Annotated in this window: 24 protein-coding genes, 1 tRNA gene and 1 pseudogene; 13 read left to right on the forward strand and 13 right to left on the reverse strand. The window is 69.8% G+C overall.

The window, feature by feature from the left end; genetic code table 11:
• Positions 1-398: 398 nt before the first annotated feature.
• Positions 399-470: transfer RNA gene (locus ACFW0G_RS04370), tRNA-Arg, on the forward strand.
• Positions 471-600: 130 nt separating this feature from the next.
• On the opposite strand, the gene ACFW0G_RS04375 is transcribed toward ACFW0G_RS04370, so the two are convergent.
• Together ACFW0G_RS04375 and ACFW0G_RS04380 are read right to left on the reverse strand one after the other, a co-directional pair.
• The gene (locus ACFW0G_RS04375; protein ID WP_378323302.1) at positions 601-1,275 is read right to left on the reverse strand and encodes an enoyl-CoA hydratase-related protein; all 675 of its coding nucleotides are present in this window, start codon (positions 1,273-1,275) and stop codon (positions 601-603) included.
• 2 nt (positions 1,276-1,277) lie between these two features.
• On the reverse strand, positions 1,278-1,937 hold the full coding sequence (locus ACFW0G_RS04380; RefSeq protein ID WP_378323303.1) for a TetR/AcrR family transcriptional regulator: 660 nt from the start codon (positions 1,935-1,937) through the stop codon (positions 1,278-1,280).
• Between the two features lie 117 nt (positions 1,938-2,054).
• On the opposite strand from ACFW0G_RS04380, the gene ACFW0G_RS04385 reads away from it, so the two are divergent.
• The 4 genes from ACFW0G_RS04385 to ACFW0G_RS04400 are packed head-to-tail and all read left to right on the forward strand — an operon-like array spanning position 2,055 to position 5,434.
• Positions 2,055-2,408 (forward strand): GatB/YqeY domain-containing protein, encoded by a 354-nt coding sequence (locus ACFW0G_RS04385; protein ID WP_378323304.1) that lies wholly within the window; start codon positions 2,055-2,057, stop codon positions 2,406-2,408.
• Between the two features lie 15 nt (positions 2,409-2,423).
• Positions 2,424-3,491: a tyrosine-type recombinase/integrase gene (locus ACFW0G_RS04390; RefSeq protein ID WP_378323306.1), complete on the forward strand. Its 1,068-nt coding sequence runs from the start codon at positions 2,424-2,426 to the stop codon at positions 3,489-3,491.
• Positions 3,492-3,538: 47 nt separating this feature from the next.
• Entirely contained in the window at positions 3,539-4,777 is a 1,239-nt protein-coding gene (locus tag ACFW0G_RS04395; RefSeq protein ID WP_378323307.1) for a PAS domain-containing protein, read from the forward strand.
• Between the two features lie 9 nt (positions 4,778-4,786).
• Entirely contained in the window at positions 4,787-5,434 is a 648-nt protein-coding gene (locus ACFW0G_RS04400; RefSeq protein ID WP_378323308.1) for a class I SAM-dependent methyltransferase, read from the forward strand.
• A gap of 20 nt (positions 5,435-5,454) precedes the next feature.
• On the opposite strand, the gene ACFW0G_RS04405 is transcribed toward ACFW0G_RS04400, so the two are convergent.
• Together ACFW0G_RS04405 and ACFW0G_RS04410 are read right to left on the reverse strand one after the other, a co-directional pair.
• Positions 5,455-5,757 (reverse strand): hypothetical protein, encoded by a 303-nt coding sequence (locus ACFW0G_RS04405; RefSeq protein WP_378323309.1) that lies wholly within the window; start codon positions 5,755-5,757, stop codon positions 5,455-5,457.
• A 195-nt stretch (positions 5,758-5,952) separates the two neighbouring features.
• Complete coding sequence (locus tag ACFW0G_RS04410) at positions 5,953-6,114, reverse strand: hypothetical protein (RefSeq protein ID WP_378323310.1); 162 nt, start codon at positions 6,112-6,114, stop codon at positions 5,953-5,955.
• Between the two features lie 25 nt (positions 6,115-6,139).
• Here ACFW0G_RS04410 and ACFW0G_RS04415 point away from each other — a divergent pair, with 25 nt between their 5' ends.
• Both ACFW0G_RS04415 and ACFW0G_RS04420 read left to right on the forward strand, forming a co-directional pair.
• The gene (locus ACFW0G_RS04415) at positions 6,140-6,658 is read left to right on the forward strand and encodes a CGNR zinc finger domain-containing protein (protein ID WP_378323311.1); all 519 of its coding nucleotides are present in this window, start codon (positions 6,140-6,142) and stop codon (positions 6,656-6,658) included.
• Between the two features lie 46 nt (positions 6,659-6,704).
• Positions 6,705-7,487 (forward strand): SGNH/GDSL hydrolase family protein, encoded by a 783-nt coding sequence (locus tag ACFW0G_RS04420; RefSeq protein ID WP_378323312.1) that lies wholly within the window; start codon positions 6,705-6,707, stop codon positions 7,485-7,487.
• Here ACFW0G_RS04420 and ACFW0G_RS04425 read toward each other — a convergent pair.
• From ACFW0G_RS04425 to ACFW0G_RS04445, 5 genes are read right to left on the reverse strand one after another with little or no spacing between them, the layout of a single operon-like run.
• Positions 7,481-8,059 carry a TetR/AcrR family transcriptional regulator gene (locus tag ACFW0G_RS04425; RefSeq protein ID WP_378323313.1) on the reverse strand — a complete coding sequence of 193 codons (579 nt, stop codon included), beginning with the start codon at positions 8,057-8,059 and terminating at the stop codon, positions 7,481-7,483. The genes ACFW0G_RS04420 and ACFW0G_RS04425 overlap by 7 nt on opposite strands.
• Positions 8,060-8,080: 21 nt before the next feature.
• Positions 8,081-8,533 (reverse strand): SRPBCC domain-containing protein, encoded by a 453-nt coding sequence (locus tag ACFW0G_RS04430; protein WP_378323314.1) that lies wholly within the window; start codon positions 8,531-8,533, stop codon positions 8,081-8,083.
• Entirely contained in the window at positions 8,530-8,847 is a 318-nt protein-coding gene (locus ACFW0G_RS04435) for a metalloregulator ArsR/SmtB family transcription factor (protein ID WP_378323315.1), read from the reverse strand. The genes ACFW0G_RS04430 and ACFW0G_RS04435 overlap by 4 nt, the downstream gene beginning before the upstream one ends.
• Positions 8,847-9,233: a VOC family protein gene (locus tag ACFW0G_RS04440; RefSeq protein ID WP_378323317.1), complete on the reverse strand. Its 387-nt coding sequence runs from the start codon at positions 9,231-9,233 to the stop codon at positions 8,847-8,849. The genes ACFW0G_RS04435 and ACFW0G_RS04440 overlap by 1 nt, the downstream gene beginning before the upstream one ends.
• A gap of 54 nt (positions 9,234-9,287) precedes the next feature.
• The gene (locus ACFW0G_RS04445) at positions 9,288-9,836 is read right to left on the reverse strand and encodes a cysteine hydrolase family protein (RefSeq protein WP_378323319.1); all 549 of its coding nucleotides are present in this window, start codon (positions 9,834-9,836) and stop codon (positions 9,288-9,290) included.
• A gap of 178 nt (positions 9,837-10,014) precedes the next feature.
• On the opposite strand from ACFW0G_RS04445, the gene ACFW0G_RS04450 reads away from it, so the two are divergent.
• The 4 genes and pseudogenes from ACFW0G_RS04450 to ACFW0G_RS04465 all read left to right on the forward strand — a co-directional run bounded on the left by ACFW0G_RS04450 (position 10,015) and on the right by ACFW0G_RS04465 (position 14,183).
• The gene (locus tag ACFW0G_RS04450; RefSeq protein ID WP_378323320.1) at positions 10,015-10,905 is read left to right on the forward strand and encodes a helix-turn-helix domain-containing protein; all 891 of its coding nucleotides are present in this window, start codon (positions 10,015-10,017) and stop codon (positions 10,903-10,905) included.
• Positions 10,906-10,964: 59 nt separating this feature from the next.
• Positions 10,965-12,173, forward strand: coding sequence for an epoxide hydrolase family protein (locus ACFW0G_RS04455; RefSeq protein ID WP_378323321.1), 1,209 nt, complete (start codon positions 10,965-10,967; stop codon positions 12,171-12,173).
• Positions 12,174-12,188: 15 nt separating this feature from the next.
• Positions 12,189-12,644 carry an SRPBCC family protein gene (locus ACFW0G_RS04460; protein WP_378323322.1) on the forward strand — a complete coding sequence of 152 codons (456 nt, stop codon included), beginning with the start codon at positions 12,189-12,191 and terminating at the stop codon, positions 12,642-12,644.
• 191 nt (positions 12,645-12,835) lie between these two features.
• Positions 12,836-14,183: pseudogene (locus tag ACFW0G_RS04465) on the forward strand (MFS transporter).
• An 82-nt stretch (positions 14,184-14,265) separates the two neighbouring features.
• On the opposite strand, the gene ACFW0G_RS04470 reads toward ACFW0G_RS04465, so the two are convergent.
• The 3 genes from ACFW0G_RS04470 to ACFW0G_RS04480 all read right to left on the reverse strand — a co-directional run bounded on the left by ACFW0G_RS04470 (position 14,266) and on the right by ACFW0G_RS04480 (position 17,043).
• Positions 14,266-15,648 carry an SPFH domain-containing protein gene (locus tag ACFW0G_RS04470; RefSeq protein WP_378323323.1) on the reverse strand — a complete coding sequence of 461 codons (1,383 nt, stop codon included), beginning with the start codon at positions 15,646-15,648 and terminating at the stop codon, positions 14,266-14,268.
• A 63-nt stretch (positions 15,649-15,711) separates the two neighbouring features.
• The gene (locus ACFW0G_RS04475) at positions 15,712-16,146 is read right to left on the reverse strand and encodes an NfeD family protein (protein WP_378323324.1); all 435 of its coding nucleotides are present in this window, start codon (positions 16,144-16,146) and stop codon (positions 15,712-15,714) included.
• A gap of 93 nt (positions 16,147-16,239) precedes the next feature.
• Complete coding sequence (locus tag ACFW0G_RS04480; protein WP_378323325.1) at positions 16,240-17,043, reverse strand: DUF3097 domain-containing protein; 804 nt, start codon at positions 17,041-17,043, stop codon at positions 16,240-16,242.
• Between the two features lie 150 nt (positions 17,044-17,193).
• Between ACFW0G_RS04480 and ACFW0G_RS04485 the strand changes: the two genes are divergently transcribed.
• Together ACFW0G_RS04485 and ACFW0G_RS04490 are read left to right on the forward strand one after the other, a co-directional pair.
• On the forward strand, positions 17,194-17,502 hold the full coding sequence (locus tag ACFW0G_RS04485) for a hypothetical protein (RefSeq protein WP_378323326.1): 309 nt from the start codon (positions 17,194-17,196) through the stop codon (positions 17,500-17,502).
• Positions 17,503-17,504: 2 nt separating this feature from the next.
• Entirely contained in the window at positions 17,505-18,002 is a 498-nt protein-coding gene (locus ACFW0G_RS04490) for an LLM class flavin-dependent oxidoreductase (RefSeq protein WP_378323328.1), read from the forward strand.
• 16 nt (positions 18,003-18,018) lie between these two features.
• Here the strand turns inward: ACFW0G_RS04490 and ACFW0G_RS04495 are convergent, their stop codons facing one another.
• On the reverse strand, positions 18,019-18,693 hold the full coding sequence (locus tag ACFW0G_RS04495; protein ID WP_378323329.1) for a GAF domain-containing protein: 675 nt from the start codon (positions 18,691-18,693) through the stop codon (positions 18,019-18,021).
• Positions 18,694-18,701 lie beyond the last annotated feature (8 nt).

Consider the following 18,701-nt stretch of genomic DNA (forward strand, 5'->3'; position numbering starts at 1 on the left):
CCTGGCCCCGTCGCTGTGCTGGCGGGGGTGGCCCGTCTACGTGGGGTGTGTGGGCGCCCCCCCACGTTGTCTCCCTGTTCTAGGGGGGGCGGCCGCGCTCCCCCCACACCGGCATCGCTGCCCCGGACGGACCGGCGAGCGATAATGCGTTGACCGTCCCTCTGCCCGCCTCCAGAATGACAGCCACACCGAGAACGAAAGGTCGTCATGACGGACAACGGGCAGCACCCGGCTTGGCACGGTTTCCCGCGCCCGGCACACTGCCGCTGTCAGCGCACGTTCTCGCAGGTAGGCAGGGCGGACTCCCGATGAGCTGAATTACCCAGCACGTCAGGAGCCGCCCACGGGAAACCGTCAGGGCGGCTTTTTCGTGGCGTACCGGTTTTCTCTTTTCCCGCACCCCCGTAGCTCAACGGAAAGAGCGCGGCAGCGCGCCTGCCGGGGTTCAGGTTCGATTCCTGACAGGGGTACCGCTGGAACCGGCGAATGTATCCGGCGGGCCGGGGTGGCAGTCACTGCTGCGCTGGTCGCCGTGCCAGTTTCCAGGCCAACCACAGTCTGGGGGTGGGACGCTGCCGATGCGTCCCACCCCCAGACGCGTCAGCCGACGGGTTTCGCCACCGGGGCCCGGAGTTCGGCCAGCGCGGCGGCGAACATCGTGGACTTGATGGCGGCGAGGGTGCCGCGGTCCTTGCCCGCCAGCGCGCGGACGCGCTCCGTGGCGGTCTCGACCAGTTCGGCCGCCTCGGCGGTGGCGTCGATCAGGCCGAGCTCCCTGGCATCGGGACCACCGAAGCGCCGTCCGGTGGTCATCGACTCGATCGCGGCGGCCGGGGTGAGCTTGCTCTGGATGAGCGCGGCCATCGCCGGGGTGAAGGGGATGGTGATATCGACTTCGGGAAGACAGAAGTAGCCCCGGTCGGCCCGCATCACGCGGAAATCGTGTGCCAGGGCGAGCATCGCGCCCGCTGCGAAGGCGTGACCGTTGATCGCGGCCACGGTCGGGACGCCGAGGGTGAGCACGCGGGCGAACAACTCGTTCACCTCGGCGAGGTAGCTCTCCGCCTGGTCGCCGTGGCCCATCAGCCACTCCAGGTCGAGCCCGTTGGAGTAGAACCTGCCGCCGCCGGTGGTGACCAGCGCGGCGGGGTCGGTGCTGTCGGCGACGGTGTCGAGTAGCGAGTGGACGGTCTTGAGCCACTCCGGGGAGAAGCGGTTCTCGTCGTCCCCGAGGTCGAGCACGAAAACGGGGCCCTGGTTGCGTAGTTCCGGCACGGTCAGTCCTTTGTGGTCGGTCTGGCGGGGTGGGTACGGGGCGGTGGCGGGACGGAGAGCACCGCGCGGACGGCGGCGGCGAGCCGTTCCCGTGCGTCGGCGCCGATCGGCGCCGGCCCGTCCAGGGGGCCGGTCAGTGCCCGCCGGAACAAGGCCGTGGGCAGGTCGACCACGCAGGTGGTGAGCACCTCGACGGCGGCGCCGTCGCGACGTCCCCAGCGCAGGTGGGTCAGCCGGACGAGCAGCGCCACGACCTTCTTGTCCAGTGCCAGCAAGGCATCGGCGATTTCGGCAGGCAGCTGCGGGCCGAGCAGGTCGTCCTTTTTGACGGTGAGCAGCATCCGGGCCGCGGCCGGGCGCCGGAGCGCGAACACGGCGGCGGTGTCGGCGGCCGCGACCACCGCGGCCGCGCTGTCCCCGGCGTCGCCGAGAGCCGCTTCGACCAGTTCGGTCTGCAGGTCGAGGAAATCGGTGGCCGCGCGCAGCCAGACCTGGCCCAGCAACGCACTGATCGAGCCGAAGGCGTGGTAGATCGTGCCGTTCGGCACACCGGCGGCCGCCGCGAGCGTCCGCACGGTGACCTTCCCCGCACCGATCTCGGCGACCAGTCGCTCGGCGGTGTCGAGCACCTGATGCAGGTCGTGAACGCGAGGGCGGGCCATGCGGGAACCATAACAGAGCACGTGCTCCAAAACCAGCACCGTCGGATACACCCTCCTTAGTGGACACTTCCGGGGAAACGATTCGACGCTCTCGCCGGGGTCGGTTAGCTTTCTCCCATGCGTACCGAGCTCAGGCGTGGTCTGACAGCCGCCATCAAGGACCGGGACCGGGTCGCCATCGCGGCGCTCCGCTCGGCCCTGGCAGCCATCGAGAACGCCGAAGCCATCCCCGTCGAGCAGTCCCAGAAGGTCAGCGGCGAGCACGTCGCCGGTGCGGCGGTGGGCCTCGGCGCCGCCGAGGTCGAGCGGCGTCACCTGACCGAAGACGACGTGCGCGAGATCGTCGCGCGGGAGGTCGGCGAGCGTACGGCCTCCGCCGCCGAGTACGAGCGGCTCGGCCGCGGCGACGACGCCGATCGGCTTCGCGCGGAGGCGGACGTCCTCGGCCGTTATCTGCCCACCGACCGCTGAGCTAAGGTCGGCGAAGTGACTGGGCAGCCCGCGGACCTCGAGCCGGTGACGCGTCCGGCCGCGCTCGACGCGGCGACCCCGTCGGAACGGCTGGCGCGGCTCGATCAGGCGGCGGCCCAGCACGTCGAGACTCAGCGGCCTGCCAACACGCTCAAGGCGTACGCGCAGGATTGGCAGGTGTGGGAGGACTACACCGCCGAACTCGGCATCCCGCTGCTGTCGGGTTCGATCGGCGCGCTGACCGGGTTCGTGGTGTGGCTGGAGCGCGGGCGCACACTACGTCCGGGCGAGCGTGCCGATCCCGCGGTACCCGAACGCGCGGCGCCCGCCGCTCCCGCGACCATCGAACGGCGGCTCACCGGCGCGCTCGCCGGGCTGCGTCAGCACCAGGTGACCGTCGACGCCGAGGCCAGCCGGGCCGCGTGGCGTGCGCTGAAGGGCTATCGCCAGCGTCTCGCGCAGCAGGGTGTCCGCCGGGGCAGGGGCAAGGCGACCATGGTCACCCTCGCCGATCTGCGGGCGATGTCGCGGGCCTGCCCGGACACCGTCGCCGGGCTCCGCGACCGGGCGATGCTGCTCATCGGGTTCCCGATCGCCGCTCGCAGTTCGGATCTGGTGAATCTGCTCGTCACCGACGTCGTCCAGCCCGACGACCGCGGCCTGGCCGTCACGGTCCGGCACGGCAAGAGCATCGGCGACATGGTGGTCCCCCGCCGCGAGCATCCCGAAACCGATCCGGTGCGCGCGTGGCGGGCCTGGCTCGCGGCCGCGGAACTCGGCCGCGACGAGCCGGGTCCCGCGTTCCGCCGGATCGACCGGCACGGCAACGTCGGCACGCAGGCGCTGACCACTGCCGGTGTCAACCAGATCCTCGGCCGCGCGGGGGTACGCGCCGGGCTGCCCTACGCGGTGACCGGGCACTCGCTGCGCTCCGGGTTCGCGACCGAGGCCCGGCGGGCCGGGGCGGACGATCTCGCCATCGCCGACCAGGGCCGGTGGGTCCGCGGCAGCCGCGCGCTCTACGAGTACATCCGGCGGGTGGACCAGTGGAAGGACAACGCCGCGGGCGCACTGGACCTCTGACGCTATCTTGGATACCTGACGGCCGTGCGGTATGCGAGGTGAGAGTCGTGCACGAGGCTTTGAGGTCGGTGGCCGACAGCGCCTTGTTCGGGGTGACCGCCGCGCCCTATCTCGTCCTCGACGCGAATCTGCGGATCCAGGCCGCCAATCCGGCGTACTTGGGTGCCACCGGGCGTTCGCCCGAGGAGCTGATCGGCGCGTTCATGTTCGACGCGTTCCCGGACAACCCCGCAGACCCCGATGCCACCGGGGTACGCAATCTGAGTGCTTCGCTGGAGCGGGTGCTCCGGCGAAGCACGGCGCACGACATGGGGGTGCAACGCTACGACATCCCCGATTCCCGCAATCCGGGGGTGTTCCGGACCAAGACGTGGGGCCCGGTCAACTCTCCCCTGACCGACAACGACGGGCACGTCGTCGGGGCCCTGCACCACGTCGAGGACATCACGGCGGTGCAAGACCTTTTCACGGACGGCAACGCGGTGGCTCTGGCCGCAGAGTTGCAGCAGCCATCGGCGGTACTGCGGCGCGCGGCGCTGGCCGCCGCGCGCTACGACCGCGCGCTCGCCTCCGCACGGGCCGTTTCGACCCACCGAGACGTGCTGTGGCACCGCATCGTCCACGCCGCGCGGGAGGCACGGCGCGGCGGTTGCGCGGCCGCCGTCTGCGCCGCCGCGGCGGAGGAGCTCCCGGGGATCGACGCGGTCGCCGTCACCCTGCGCGCGTCGAGGTGGTCACACCATCGGCTCGCCGCCAGCGAAGAGTGGGCAGGGTATGCGGAGGAACTACAACTGGCCGCCGGCGAAGGGCCCTCGATCGCCGCGTTCCTCACCGGGAAGCCGGTCCTCATGTCCGATCTGTCGGCCCACGGCATCTCCTGGCCCGACTACACCGACGCGGCTTCCGAACTCGGCATCGCGGGGGTCTTCGCGTTTCCCCTCCAGACCGCCGACAGGGTCATGGGAACCTTGACCTGCTATCGGCGATCCGGTCATGTCCCGTCCGCCGCCACGATCGCGGACGCCGAGGCGTTCGCCGAAATGGCGTCGGTGGTGCTCCGTGCCGACCTCGATACCGACTTCGTCATCGACTTCGACGCGAACGACAAGAACATCGACGCCGTCGCCGCGGAAGTCCTGGCCGAGGCGCACAGCATCAGTCTCGACGAGGCGTTCCGGCGAATGCGCATCGCCCACCAGGTCAGCGGCCGGCGCCTGGCCGAGATCGCCCGCGACGTCCTGGCTCGCCATACCGGGAACCACGGATACCGGACCGACCGCGGGTAGCGTGGGGACATGCGTGATCCCTGGGGCCTCAACGAGCGGATGTTCGGCTTCTACTACCCCATCCTCATGGGACTCTCCGAGCGCGCCGGACACAGCGAGACGCGGCGGGAGCTGCTGGCGGACGCCCGGGGCCGCACCTGCGAGATCGGCGCGGGAAGCGGCTACAACCTGCCGCACTACACCGATGCGGTGTCGGAGCTGATCGTCACCGAACCCAGCCCGCACATGCGGCGGCACCTGCGCGGGAAGCTGGCGGCGAGCCCGCCACCGGTCGGCGCGTGGGAACTCACCGAAGCCGGCGCCGAGAACCTGCCGTTTCCGGACGAATCCTTCGACACGGTCGTCGGTACGTACGTGCACTGCACCGTCCCGAGCCCGGTCCGGGCGCTCGCGGAGATCCACCGCGTGCTGCGTCCCGGCGGCCGGTATCTGTTCATCGAGCACGTCCGGGGCGCGGACGGCAGCCTCATCGGAGCCGTGCAGGACGCGCTGGAAGTGCCGCACCGCTACTTCGCGGCCGGCTGTTACCCGAACCGGCGCACCGAGCGGATCCTGCGCGACTCCCCGCTGACCGTCGAGCGGCTCGAACACTCGACGCTGCCACTCGGCCTGCTCACGGTGCGGCCCATCATCATCGGCAGCGCGAGCCGGGACTGACCGTCGGCGGCACCGGCCGGTCAGCCGGCCCGGCAGTGGTTCCCGTGCACGATCAGCACGCCTTGGGTTCCCACACCCTGAACCACGGAGCACGAGTAGTTGATCCGGTCGAGCTTGTCGACGATCACCCCCATACCCGAGTCCGGCGTACCAGTGCAGCTGTTACCTATGACAGCCGGGAAGGACGGGCCGCTCCCCAGCGTCGACGCGCTCTGGCACACGTAGATGAGACCGTTGGTGGCGAGTGCGCTGCCGCCAGTCATGAACAGGCTGGCCGCCAGCGGAAGGGCGGCCAGTGCCGCACCGAGACGGGTTCGGTTCATGCTGCCCATCTGACGACGTCGGCCGGTGTGGCGTCAGCCGCCGGTCAGGTGAAACAGGTGGCAACACCCGGCACGTAACCACTGGTGGCGCTTCTCGGTCACGTCGCGCCGGCGTGACGCGCCGAGCACACTGTCCACAGTGGAGGCACGACGAGTGAGTACGCCGCGCCCTTTCCCGAAGCCGCCATTGTCCGGCTACGGCGACGGCCGCGTGGCACCGACGACCCAGCCGTCGACCCGCACCAGCCAGCTTCCACAGAAACAGCGCGTGTAGTCGACGCTGCCCTGCGAAACCGACTGGCGCGCCGGGAGTTCCGCGAGTGGCCAACCACACCGGGGACACCTGTTCTCGTTCATACCCCGATCGTGATGTAATGAGTTTGTGCATTTCAACCCTTACGGTGGGCCCGCCGCGCAGCTGGCCGCCGACCTGGCGAACTTCGCCGCGCGGGGCGCCGATGACGAGGCCCGCGCGCTCGTACTGGACCGTGGGATGACACCGGCGCCGCCGACGGCCGACGAGACGGCGCGAATCCTCGAGTGGGGCGAGCGGCTGCTGCCCGTTTTCGCCGCCGCTCCCGATGACCGCGTCGACCTGGTGAACGCGCTGCTCGCGACCGCGGCCTGCCGTCCGTACATCTCCCGCCACGACGGCAAACCGCCCCATCTGCACTACGCCAGCGAGCACGCCGATCCGGTGAGCCGGGTCCGCGCGTTCACCGCGGGCGGCCTGGCCCATCTGGTCTGCGAGGATCCCGAGCGGCTCGGCGTCTGCGCTCGCGAGGGCTGCGGAACGGCCTATGTGGACGTCTCGCGTAACGGCCGCCGCCGGTATTGCACGGCCCGCTGCGCGACACGGGTGCACGTCGCCGAACATCGCGCCCGGCGTCTCAGCGCGTGACCACCTCCCCCGGCGAGGCGTGCGGGCCGCCGCATAGACTGCCGTGGTGAGCAACCGCTTAGTTTGTTTAGGTGACTCTTTCACCGAGGGCGTCGGCGACGACGATCCCGCGGCGCCGAACGGCGTCCGCGGCTGGGCCGACCGTGTCGCGGAACAACTCGCCGCCCACGAGCCGGGCTTCCGGTACGCCAACCTCGCGATCCGCGGCAAGCTCCTGAGGCAGGTGCTCGCCGAGCAGCTCCGGCCCGCACTCGACCTCGGTCCCGATCTGGTGACGCTCTACGCGGGCGGGAACGATCTGATGCGGCCGAAGGTCGACATCGACGCGCTGGCCGAGTCCTACGAGGAGGCCGTCGGGCGGCTGCGCGCCAGCGGCGCCCGGGTCGTGCTGTTCACCGGAGTGGACGGTGTCGAGGACGCGCTCTTCCGCAAGATCCGGGGCCGGGTGGCGATCTACAACGAATTCGTGCGTGGAATCGCCGCACGGCACGACGCGCTGCTCGTGGACATGTGGGCGATGCGGCAGCTGCGCGACCGGCGGCTGTGGGCACCCGACCGGCTCCACCTCAACGCGCTGGGACACACCGAGATCGCCATCGCGGTCCTCGACGCGCTGGGCGCGCCGCACCGGCTCACGCCCGCCACGCTCGGCCCCCGTGTCGTCCTCAGTCCCCAGGAACGACGGAGCCAGAACCTCCAGTGGAGCAAGGAACACGCGGTGCCGTGGCTGCGGCGCAGGCTGCGCGGCGAATCCTCGGGCGACACGCTCAGCCCGAAGCGGCCGCGCCTCGAACCCTTCGGCGCGGCGGCGGTCCCGGAAGGTCAGTGACGAGCCGGGCGAAGGCCGTCGAACATGATCTTCACGGTGCGGCACCGCAGTTCCCGGTCCGCGCCGACGTGTTCGGCCGCCTTCGCGGTGCCGATGATGACCGGGATCAGCTCGTCGGTGTGCAGGTCGGCCCGCACCGCGCCGGCTTCCTGCGCGCGCCGCAGGATGACGCCCAGCGCGTGGACGAGCCGGATGCCCACGACCGATCCGGTCGTGGGCACCGTGACCCCGGCCGCGGTGAGCGCCTCGAAATAGGCATTCTTGGCGCTCGCCATTTCAATCCAGCTGGTAAGGAAATCGAAGAAAGCGCCACCCGGATCCGCGGAATTCGCCGCCACGACTGCCTCGGCCTCGTCCACGAACCGGTTCAGCCGCGCGTAGAGCACGGCCTCCAGCAACGCTTCCTTGGTCGGGAAATGCCGGAACACGGTGCCGATCCCGACCCCGGCCGCGCGGGCGACCTCCTCGGTCGGGGCACCGGTTCCCTTGGCGGCGAACACGCTCTCCGCGGCTTCGAGTACCCGGGCCCGGTTACGCCTGGCATCGGCGCGCAGCGGTTTCGCATCCGTCACGAGCGTCGATGGTAGACCTGCTCAATCGGGCAGCGCGTCCAGCAGGCGGGCGAGGGCCTTCGGGACGTGCGAACGCCAGCCCCCGCCCATGATCCGCCGGGAGATCCGCTGGAACTCGTCGTCCGGGTCGAACCCCTCGTGGGTCAGCAGCAGCCGGGTCCCGCGCCCCTCCGGCACGAGCCGCCACGTCACAGTCCACTGTGGACCCCAGCGGATGCTGAGCACGCGTTCGGGATCGGCCTCCAGCACCTCGCACGCCACCGGCCCGCCGGCGAACCCCGCGGCGGGAACCGGCTCGGCGATCAGCTCGAACCGGTGTCCCACAACGGGTTTGATGTCGTTGGGCATATTGGTCCAGCGTTCGAGCAGCGCCGGTTCGGTGAGCGCGCGCCACACCTTGCGCGCCGGATGCGGCAGGAACTGATCGACATGGATCGCCGTCGGATCCTCGTCGTTGCCGGCGGGTCCGGTCACAGGTCCTCCTCGTCCAGCAGGTCACGCAGGTTGGCGAGTTTCGCCCGCCAGAAACGTTCATACGGGGTGAGCCAGGCCGAAACCTCTTCGAGTGGACCGGCGTCGAGCGAGTACACGCGGTTGCGGCCCTGTCGCTGTTCGGCCACCAGGCCGGCCTCCCGCAGGACACGAAGGTGTTCGGACAGGCTCGGACGGCGCATGTCGAAGCGCTCGGCGAGCTGCCCGGCGGCCATCGGACCGTCGAGCAGGAGGCGCAGCACCTCGCGCCGGGCCGGGTTCGCCAGCGCGGCGAAGACGTCGTCGTGGACCGGCACTAGCGCGGCCGGTTCCCGAACTCGGACGGCTCCAGCAGGCTGATCGCGTTTCCGTCGAGGTCCTTGATCGATGTCGCCCTGCCCCACGGCATCTTCTGCGGGTCCTCGACCTCGACGCCGGCATCCCGCAGCTCGGCGACATCCGCGTCGACGTCGCCGGTGTGCAGCTGGATGTGCAGCGGGCCGGCGAGGTCGAGGCCGCCGACCTGGTAGTCGACGAGGACGAGCCCCGTCTGCGCGCCCTTCGGGGCCACCATGACGAACTGGCCGTGCGGGCCACGATGGTCGAGGAGCAGCTCGAACCCGAGCGTGCCGACGTAGAAGTCGCGCGCCTTGGCGTGGTCGGCGACCGGGACGGTGAGGAACTGGACATGGCTGATGTTCATGCCTGCCACAATACGTAGGAGATTTCCTACGCGTCAAGTGCGAACGCGCCGCCCTCAGCCGAGAGACCACTCGGCGCAGGACACGACCTCGAATCCCCGGCTGGGGAAGACCTTGTCCATGAAGAAGTCGTGCGTCGCCTGATCACCGTCGGCACATCCGTCCCGCAGCACGGTCACCCGGTAGTCGCGATCCGCGGCGTCGTAGCACGTCGCGGCCACCATCGCGCTGGTCGCGACGCCCGCGATCACGAGGGTGTCCACGCCGTTGGACCGGAGCACGAGGTCGAGATCGGTGCCGGCGAACGCGCTGGCGCGGCGTTTCAGCACGACGACGTCCTCGTCGGCGACCGGCAGATCGATCTCGGTTCCGGCCGATCCCTGGTGAAAGTCGTCGCCGGCTTCGTAGAAGCTCCGGAACATCGCGTTGCCCGGCGGCAGGTCCGTGCCGTTGCCCCGCACAGCGAAGCGCACGAACACCACGAGTGCACCGGCCGCGCGGGCGCGCGGGAGCAGTTCGGTGAGCGGCGGCAGGACTTCCCTGGCGAACGGGTAGCCGCCGGTGATGCCTCGCTGGAGGTCACCGATGATCAGTGCGGTGGTCACGACAGGCTCCCGTCCCGGCCGCGCCGTCCGGCGGCCATGGTGTTCGCGAAGGTCAACAGTGCGTAGCGAAGCTACCGGGCGCGATGATCCGCCCACGCGGGGGCCGATGAGGCAACTCAGCGGCTCGATCAGGCGAAACGGGGCGATACCGCGGTGGCCTGTCGGTAATCTTGACGGCATGGTGTTCGATTCCGCGCGGTTCGACCTCCAGCCCTACGTCGGCTTCGACATGGATCGCTACGTTCGCCGGACGTACTGCAGCTGGCAGGACACCGGCTGGCAGTCGCTGCTCGTGCAGCGGTTCGAGCATGTCTCGGTCGCCGAGGACATGCAGTTGCCCGCCATCGCGGATCTGCACCTGGTGCTGCCGGTCGCGGGGCAGGCCGTGATGGAGACGCGGGACGGTGGCCGCGCGCGCCGTTCACTGTGGACACCGGGGCAGCTCGAACTGAAAGTCCCCGGCCGGTCCGTCCTCAATGGATATCGCGGCGACGACGCGATGCGCAGTATTCAGGTCCACATCCCACGTGACACGGTCGAGACGGTCGCGGCGCAACTGGGTGGCTACACAGTGGACTACGAGGCCATGGCCGCGTCCGTCGCCGCGGGCGACCCGCTGATCGAGGAAATGGTCCGGACGGTCGGGTTCCTGGGCGAGCCCGACGATCTGTACGCCGAGTCGGCGGCCGCCTTCCTGACCATGCACCTGCTCACCCGTCATGCACGGCCGTCGGCTCCGCAGGCGATGACGCGGGAGGACACGCGAATTCGCGCGGCCGTCGCGGTGATGCGTGATCGGCTCGCCGATCCGATCACGTTGGCCGACATCGCCGACGAAGTCCACCTCAGCGTCTTCCACCTCGTCCGCGTCTTCAAGGACGCGACCGGCGTGACGCCGTACCGCTACCTCTCCCGGCTGCGGATCGAGGAGGCGAAGCGGCTGCTGCACGACACCGACCTCGCGATCGCCCAGATCGCGGTACGGTGTGGCTTCGCCAGTCCCGGCGCACTGTCGGCCGCGTTTCTGCGGCACACCGGGGCGCGTCCCTCGGTCTATCGCAATTCCTGATCGCGGCGCCGCAATCTCACACATGGGCACCGCGATCACCCGTACTTAGTGTTGGTCCCATGAACGACGTCTCTCCCATCGCGGAGCCGGTGGCCGAGATCGAGCCCTACGCCATTCACATCCCCGAGCAGGACCTGGCCGATCTGCGTGCCCGCCTGGAGCGGGTCCGGCTCCCCGAACCGGAGACCGTGCCGGACGCGACGCAAGGACTCGAACTGCGGCGGCTGGAGACGTTGCTCGATGCGTGGCGAGAACACGACTGGCGCGCGAAAGAAGCCCAGTGGAACGCGATCCCGCACTACCGGGCGAGTCTTGACGGATTGGGTATCGCGTTCTGGCATGTCCGCTCGCCGGAGCCGGCGGCGATGCCGCTGCTGCTGACGCACGGCTGGCCGGGCTCGGTGCTCGAATTCGAGGACGTTCTCGGGCCGTTGACCGATCCGGTCGCGCACGGCGGTTCCGCGGCCGACGCCTTCCACGTGGTCGTCCCGGCACTGCCGGGGTTCGGGTTCAGCGACCGGCCCCGCGAACAGGGCTGGCACCCGGGCCGCACCGCCCGGGCTTGGGCCGGGTTGATGACCGTGCTCGGCTACCCGCGATTCGGTGCACACGGCGGGGATTGGGGCGCTCAGGTGAGCACCGAGCTGGCACGTCTGGTTCCCGAGCGGGTCACGGGCCTGCACCTGACGATGCCCTTGGCGTCTCCCCTGCCGGAGGACCGGATCTCCCCGGATCCGGCCGAACAACGGCTGCTGGACCGCCGTGATCTGCATCTGATGGACGGCTACGGCTTCGGGACGCAGATGAGCACGCGTCCCCAGACGATCGGGTACGCCCTGCTCGACTCACCGGCCGGGCTGGCCGCGTGGCTCGGGGAGAAGTTCGCCGCCTACGGCGACAACCGGCCCGAAGCCGGGAGCCGCATGAGCGTGGCGAAGCAGGTCGACACCATCGCGCTCTACTGGCTGACCGGCACCGGCGCCTCGACCGCCCGGTGGTACTGGGAGGCGATGCGGTGGGTACCGCGCAGCGCGGAGGAGGAGAACGCCCGGCCCGTCACCGTCCCCACCGCCTGCTCGCTGTTCCCCGCCGACCCCTGGCCGACCGCCCGCCGCTGGGCGGAACGGCGCTACCGGGATCTCCGGTCCTGGCACGAACTGGACCGCGGTGGGCATTTTCCCGGCCTGGAACAACCGGATCTCCTGGTGGCCGAACTCCGGGACGCGTTCCGCGAGCTGCGTTCTCCAGCTACTGACAGCACAACATAAGTAAGGAACTCTGGAATGCAGTCATACGACGTCATCGCCGAATCGTCCGCACCGCCGGCCGCGGTGTGGACGTTGCTGCTCGACCCGCAGAGCTGGCCCGAATGGTCGCGTGTGGACGCACTCGAACCCGGTCAGTCACACGGCCTCTCCCCCGACGGGCAGGACGACGTCGGGGCGACCCGCGCCTTCCGCACGGGGAAGGCCGTGACCAAGGAACGGATCACGGCTCTCGAACCCGGACGCCGATTCGCTTACGAGGGCGCGGAAAACCCGCAGATGAGGGACTACCAGGCCGCCGTCGAACTGTGCGAGATGCCGGGCGGCGGAACGCGGATCCGGTGGCACGGCACGTATCTGGCCCGGCGCGGTATGCGCTGGTTCTTCCAGTGGTACCTGCGCCGCTTCATGCAGTCAATGGCCACCGGCCTCGCCGACTACGCCGCCACCGTTCCCGCTGCCCGCCGCGGTTGAGACCGCCGGATGTGCTGAAGGACGCCTTCGGTGCGCTCGATGCACTGAAGGCGTCCTTCAGCACGGCCAACGCACTGAAAGCGTCCTTCAGCTCCGGGGACAACGGACGGGAAATCTTCGTGGTGAGTCATCGTCAAACGGAGGCCCAGCCCGCACCATAGGGTGACATCGGTCACAGGAGGTGTGCGGACATGGTCTTGGGAGACAACGACGTCACCCACACGGCGGCGGCCTCGGAATCCCCGGGTGGTCGTCGCGTCCAGGTGCGGCGGGCGGCGCTGGCGAGTGCGATCGGCACCACCATCGAGTGGTACGACTTCTTCCTCTACAACACCGCGGCGGCGCTCGTCTTCCCACATCTGTTCTTCCCCGCGTCCAGTAGTTACGCGGGGGCGATGCAGTCGTTCGCGACCTACGCCGTCGGGTTCGCCGCACGCCCGGTCGGCGCGGCGATCTTCGGGCACTGGGGTGACCGGATCGGCCGGAAAGCCACACTGATCGTCACGCTGCTGCTGATGGGGATCTCCTCCGGCGTCGTCGGGCTGCTGCCAGAGACCGCCACGATCGGGTTCGCCGCGCCGCTGATCCTGGTGCTGCTGCGGCTGGTCCAGGGCATCGCGATCGGCGGCGAGTGGAGCGGGTCGGTGCTTCTCGCGATGGAATGGGGCGATCAGCGCAAACGCGGGCTGCTCGGCAGTTTCGCCCAGGTCGGTGTCCCGGTCGGGCTGGTGCTCGGCACGGGCGGGATGACGCTGCTGTCCGCGACGCTCTCCCCCGCCGCGTTCGACAGCTGGGGCTGGCGGCTGCCGTTCCTGGCGAGCCTGCTGCTGGTCGTGGTCGGGCTGGTCATCCGGCTGAAGATCCTGGAGACGCCGATGTTCGCCGCGGCGGTCTTCCAGGGGCGTACCTCCCGTACCCCGGTGCTGGACGCGGTGCGGCACCACTGGCGGGAAATCCTGCTGTCGGCGGGTTTGCGGTTCAGCGAGCAGATGCCGTTCTACCTGTTCACCAGTTACGTGCTGGTGTACGTGGTTTCGCGGCATGAGTTCAGCAAGACGTTCGTGCTCAACGCGGTCCTCGTCGGGGCGGCGCTCGAACTGGCCATGATCCCGTGGTTTTCCCAGCTGTCGGACCGGATCGGCCGGAAACAGGTGTATCTCGCGGGTGCGGTTCTGACCGGGCTCATCGCGTTCCCGTACTTCGCGGTGCTGACCAACGGCGGGCACGTCGCGATCTTCGTCGTCGTGGTGCTCGCGTTCGTGCCGCACGCGTTGCAGTACGGGCCGCAGGCGGCGCTGATCGGGGAGAGCTTCCCGACGCATCTGCGGTACGGCGGGGCTCGGCTATCAGCTCGCGTCGGTGTTCGCGGGCGGTCCGGCGCCGTTGCTGGCGACCTGGTTGCTGCACGTGACCGGGACGCCGTACTCGATTTCGGTGTACATCGTGATCGCGGCGGTGATCACCGTGTTGTGTGTCCGCGGCCTCCGCGATCGCTCGCGGGCCGATATCGACGACGTCACGGTGTACCGGCGCTCCTGATGTGCTGAAGGGGACTTTCCTCGCATCGGATGCGAGGAAAGTCCCCTTCAGCACGTGTTATCGGAGGAAAGTCCCCTTCAGCTCAGCGCCGCGGCGGGCCACCGAACGGGCCCTGCTGCGGGAACGGGCCGCTGTTCGGGTCCTGGCCACCGAACTGCTGGCCGGGCGGCGGGGTCTGCGGCGGCGGACCCTGGTACTGCCCGCCCGGCGGCGTCGCGGGCGGCTGGGGCTGCGGCAGCGACTGCGGGGGTGCCGACGGTGCCTGCGGCGTGGCAGGCGGCGGGGTCGGCTCCGCGGCGGCCTCCGGCGGCTGCTCGGCCGGTCGGCTCGCCTGGAGCGACGGCCGCGCGGACGGGGTGCCCAGTGCCGGAACTTCCTTGCGTGCCACCGCTTCCGCGGCCGCGACGGCCTCGGCGACCTTCGGGTCGCTGGAGGTGTCGAACCAGCCGGCGACCTCGTCGTCCTCGAGTTCCGGCTTCTCCGGGGTGTCCTCCTTGGGCGGTTCGTAGCGGAACACGCCGTCGTCGCCGGGAGCGCCGAGCGCGCGGGCGAAGCCTTCGAGGGCCTTGCCGTAGTCGCTGGGGATCATCCAGACCTTGTTCGCGTCGCCCTGCGCCATCTGCGGGAGCGTCTGCAGGTACTGGTACGCCAGCACCTCGGGCGTCGGGCGGCCCGCCTTGATCGCGGCGAACACCTTCTCGATCGCCTTCGCCTGGCCCTGCGCCTGCAGGTAGCGGGCGGCACGTTCACCCTGCGCGCGCAGGATGCGCGACTGCCGTTCCGCCTCGGCGGCGAGGATCGCGGCCTGCTTGGACCCTTCCGCGGCGAGGATCTGGCTCTGCTTCTGCCCTTCCGCGGTCTTGATCGCGGACTCCCGCTGCCCTTCGGCCGTCAGGATCATCGCGCGCTTCTCCCGGTCGGCGCGCATCTGCTTCTCCATGGAGTCCTGAATGGACGGTGGCGGGTCGATCGCCTTCAGCTCGACACGGGCGACGCGGATGCCCCAGCGGCCGGTGGCCTCGTCCAGGACGCCGCGCAGCTGGCTGTTGATCGAGTCACGGGAGGTCAGGGTCTGTTCGAGGCTCATGCCACCGACGACGTTTCGCAGCGTCGTGGTGGTCAGCTGCTCGACACCTACGATGTAGTTGGAGATCTCGTAGACCGCGGCGCGCGAGTCGGTGACCTGGAAGTACACGACTGTGTCGATCGAGACGGTCAGGTTGTCCTCGGTGATCACCGGCTGCGGCGGGAACGAGACGACCTGCTCGCGCAGGTCGATACGGGCGCGCACCTTGTCAAGGAACGGCACCAGGAAGGTCAGCCCCGGTGAGGCCACGGTCCGGAACCGGCCCAGCCGTTCGATGACGGCGGACTGCGCCTGCGGCACCACCATGATCGCCTTGGCCACGGTGATGATCACGAACAGGGCGAGCAGCGCGACCACGACGATCGCTATTGTCGTCAAGAGAGTTTCCCCTTACCTCGTACCGTTTTCTTGGGCTGTGCCTGGCGTGTCACCGAGGGGATCTCATGGTGCCTCCGCGACGATGGCGGTCGCTCCGGAGATCTCGACCACGGTCACCTTGACGCCGGGCGCCATCGGCGGATGCGCCTCCGACATCGCGCGGGCGGACCAGACCTCGCCGCCGATCTTGACCTGCCCGGCGTCGAAATCCACAGTGGACAGAACGACCGCGCGGGCGCCGATCAGCGCGTCGGTGTTGGTCCGCACGTCGGGTCCGGCGAGGAAGCGGCGTTTGAGAGTGGGCCGCACGAGTACGAGCATGCCGACCGAGGCGACGGCGAACACGGCGACGTCGATGAAGACGTTCCCGGTCAGCGCGGCCGATCCGGCCCCGAACAGCGCGCCGACGCCGATCATGATCAGCACGAAGTCCCCGGAGAGCACTTCGGCGATCATCAGGACGATGCCGAGGATCAGGAAGACGAGGGCCGCTGTCATGACCACATGCTCTCAGAAAGCATCGGCGCGCACCGTTCAAGTGACACGCCGTGACCGACGCGTGACCTTGGACGAATCGGACATTCCGGCCGCCTACGCCGGTTCGGTGACGAAGTCGATGAGCCGTTCGACGGCGCCGATCAACGGCGTCTCGAGATCGCGGTAGCTGCTCACTCCGGCGAGGACCCGTTGCCAGCCCTCATAGGGTTCGCCCCAGCCGAGTTCGGCACAGACGCCTTCCTTCCATTCGGTTCCGCGCGGGACCCGCGGCCAGGCGCGGATACCGACCGCGGCCGGTTTCACCGCTTCCCAGACGTCGATGTAGGGGTGCCCGGTGACCAGGACGTTCCCGTCGCGGATCCGGTCGACCAGCCGGGATTCCTTGCTGCCCGCGACGAGGTGGTCGACCAGCACGCCGAGCCTGCGGCCGGGGCCGGTGCCGAATTCGGCGATGCGGTCGGCGAGGACGTCGACGCCGTCCAGTGGTTCGACGACCACGCCCTCGACCCGGAGGTCGTGTCCCCACACGCGTTCCACGAGTTCGGCGTCGTGCTTGCCTTCGACCCAGATGCGCGAGTCGCGCGCGACGCGGGCTTGCAATCCCTGCACTCGTACCGATCCGGACGCCGACACCTGCTTGACCGGTGCGCGGGTGTTCTTGACCGGGACGAGTGTGACCGGCTTGCCCTCCAGGAGGAACGCCGCGGGGGCGAGCGGGAAGACGCGGTGGCGGCCTCGGGCGTCTTCGAGCACGACGTTCCCGTACTCGATCTTCACCACGGCACCGCAGTATCCGCTGGCCGGATCCTCGACCACGAGGCCGGGTTCGGCGGGAACCTCGGGGATCTTGCGCTTGCGGGGGCCGCTCAGCACGTCGTCATACGAATGGGAACGCACGGCCGACCACGCTAGCGGCGTCCCCTGCTCGCGTCCCCGCGCCACGCCGAAGACTCCTGTCCGCTCGGGTGTGGCCTGATTCTTTCGCATGATGACTATCGGGCCACTCGTCTGGGACGGTGTCCGGCGGTCAGGCTCGGCGTATGAGCAATGAGGACGCGGAGATCGGTGTGGTGGTGGCCGGACGGGAGGACGAGCGGCCACCCGAGGAGGCCCTGGCGGTCGCGGGCTTGGCGGATCAGCTGGGCTACCGGCTCGGTGGCCGCGCTGTCCGGGCGCCCTGCCGGGGTGGCGCTGGGGACCTCCAGCGTCCGGGTGGTGGAAGGAATCCACCAGCGTTCGCGCGCACACGCCGTCACCATGCTGGCGGAGACCGCCGAGGCGGTGGCTCGTCAGCTGCACGATCCCGGTGATGAGCAGTTGCGGGCACAAGGCTTCCGCCGCCTGGCGGGCAGTTGACCGTGGCGGCATTCGGGGACCGCGCGATCGCCGTCGCCGCCCGGTACGCGGATCGCATGCTTCTGGATCTCGTCTCCCCCGCCCAGGTCGCCCGGCTACGCGCCAAACTCGACGTCGCCGCACGACCCGCCGGGACCACCCCGCCGCGGTTGGTGGCCTGGCTGCCCGCCGCGGTCGACCCCGACGGCGCCGCGTACACCCAGATCCTGGGCAGCATCGCCGGGTGTCTGACCGTGCGCGGCTACGCCGAGATGTTCCTCGAAGCCGGATACGGCCGGGCCGTCGAACTCGCCCGCGCCGGTGCCGACCGGACTCAGTTGATCGACGCTCTTCCCCGGGAGGCAGCTCACGCGGTCGGTCTGGTCGGTGATCTCGACGCCGTGCGGGGACGGATTCGCGACTACACCGCCGCGGGCCTCGACAAGATCGCCGTCCTGCCCGCCGCTGTCAGCGACGAGCACGGCCGCCGCACCCTCACCGCGCTCGCGCCCGGCGCGTGACCGGTGGGGTGCGTCGTCACGGGCCGCGGAAACCGTTGTCGGTCAGCATGTTCCAGCGCAAGGCGCGGCCGGCGGCTCGGGCCAGGACCGTCAGCAGCGTCGTGTCGACGGCCGCGAGCCCGTCCTTCCGGTGGTGATGGACGGACAGCACGCCGAGCACCGCGCCGGTGGCGGGGTCGGGCAACGGGATCGACCGGACAGTCCGGACGTTGGCCTCGAACAGCACCTCACGCGACCGGTCGTCGAAGAGTGGGCTCAGCGTGACGTCGGGGACGGTGACGGCCTGTGCCCGGGTGAGCGCGGAGGCACAGGCCGATCCAGTGGTGCCCACCACGGCGAAGAACTCGAGAAATGACGGGGCGAAGCCGCGCTGAGTGACGATCCGCAGCCCGTTGGCGCCGGTCAGTTGCACGTTGCCCGCCTCGGCGTCGGTGTGCTGCAGCGCGGTCGTGAGCAAGGCCGTCAACAGGCGCGGCTTATCGGTGGCGGCGAGGAAATAGGGATCGAGATAATCCAGCCGGGGGTACCGCTCCTGATCGTGGGACGCCGTCAGTGGGATGATCCGCCTCTCGGTCGCGGCGAGTTCGGCGGAGATCTGGTACTGCTGCCATCGCCGCATGGCTTCGCGAGCCTTCGCAGCGTGTTCCGACAACCGGGCGAACGCCCGATCCAGTTCGTCGGGTTCGGGCATCTTCGGGT

The sequence above is a fragment of the Amycolatopsis sp. NPDC058986 genome (assembly GCF_042741125.1).
In the GTDB taxonomy this organism is placed as follows: Bacteria; Actinomycetota; Actinomycetes; order Mycobacteriales; family Pseudonocardiaceae; genus Amycolatopsis.

What these genes read in the sequence shown, in the direction of transcription:
- ACFW0G_RS04495 (WP_378323329.1), bottom strand. Translation starts at nt 18,693, where the DNA reads ATGCCCGAACCCGACGAACTGGATCGGGCGTTCGCCCGGTTGTCGGAA.
- ACFW0G_RS04410 (WP_378323310.1), bottom strand. Translation starts at nt 6,114, where the DNA reads ATGAACGAGAACAGGTGTCCCCGGTGTGGTTGGCCACTCGCGGAACTC.
- ACFW0G_RS04440 (WP_378323317.1), bottom strand. Translation starts at nt 9,233, where the DNA reads ATGAACATCAGCCATGTCCAGTTCCTCACCGTCCCGGTCGCCGACCAC.
- ACFW0G_RS04460 (WP_378323322.1), top strand. Translation starts at nt 12,189, where the DNA reads ATGCAGTCATACGACGTCATCGCCGAATCGTCCGCACCGCCGGCCGCG.
- ACFW0G_RS04485 (WP_378323326.1), top strand. Translation starts at nt 17,194, where the DNA reads ATGAGGACGCGGAGATCGGTGTGGTGGTGGCCGGACGGGAGGACGAGC.
- ACFW0G_RS04405 (WP_378323309.1), bottom strand. Translation starts at nt 5,757, where the DNA reads ATGAACCGAACCCGTCTCGGTGCGGCACTGGCCGCCCTTCCGCTGGCG.
- ACFW0G_RS04380 (WP_378323303.1), bottom strand. Translation starts at nt 1,937, where the DNA reads ATGGCCCGCCCTCGCGTTCACGACCTGCATCAGGTGCTCGACACCGCC.
- ACFW0G_RS04455 (WP_378323321.1), top strand. Translation starts at nt 10,965, where the DNA reads ATGAACGACGTCTCTCCCATCGCGGAGCCGGTGGCCGAGATCGAGCCC.
- ACFW0G_RS04450 (WP_378323320.1), top strand. Translation starts at nt 10,015, where the DNA reads ATGGTGTTCGATTCCGCGCGGTTCGACCTCCAGCCCTACGTCGGCTTC.
- ACFW0G_RS04475 (WP_378323324.1), bottom strand. Translation starts at nt 16,146, where the DNA reads ATGACAGCGGCCCTCGTCTTCCTGATCCTCGGCATCGTCCTGATGATC.
- ACFW0G_RS04400 (WP_378323308.1), top strand. Translation starts at nt 4,787, where the DNA reads ATGCGTGATCCCTGGGGCCTCAACGAGCGGATGTTCGGCTTCTACTAC.
- ACFW0G_RS04385 (WP_378323304.1), top strand. Translation starts at nt 2,055, where the DNA reads ATGCGTACCGAGCTCAGGCGTGGTCTGACAGCCGCCATCAAGGACCGG.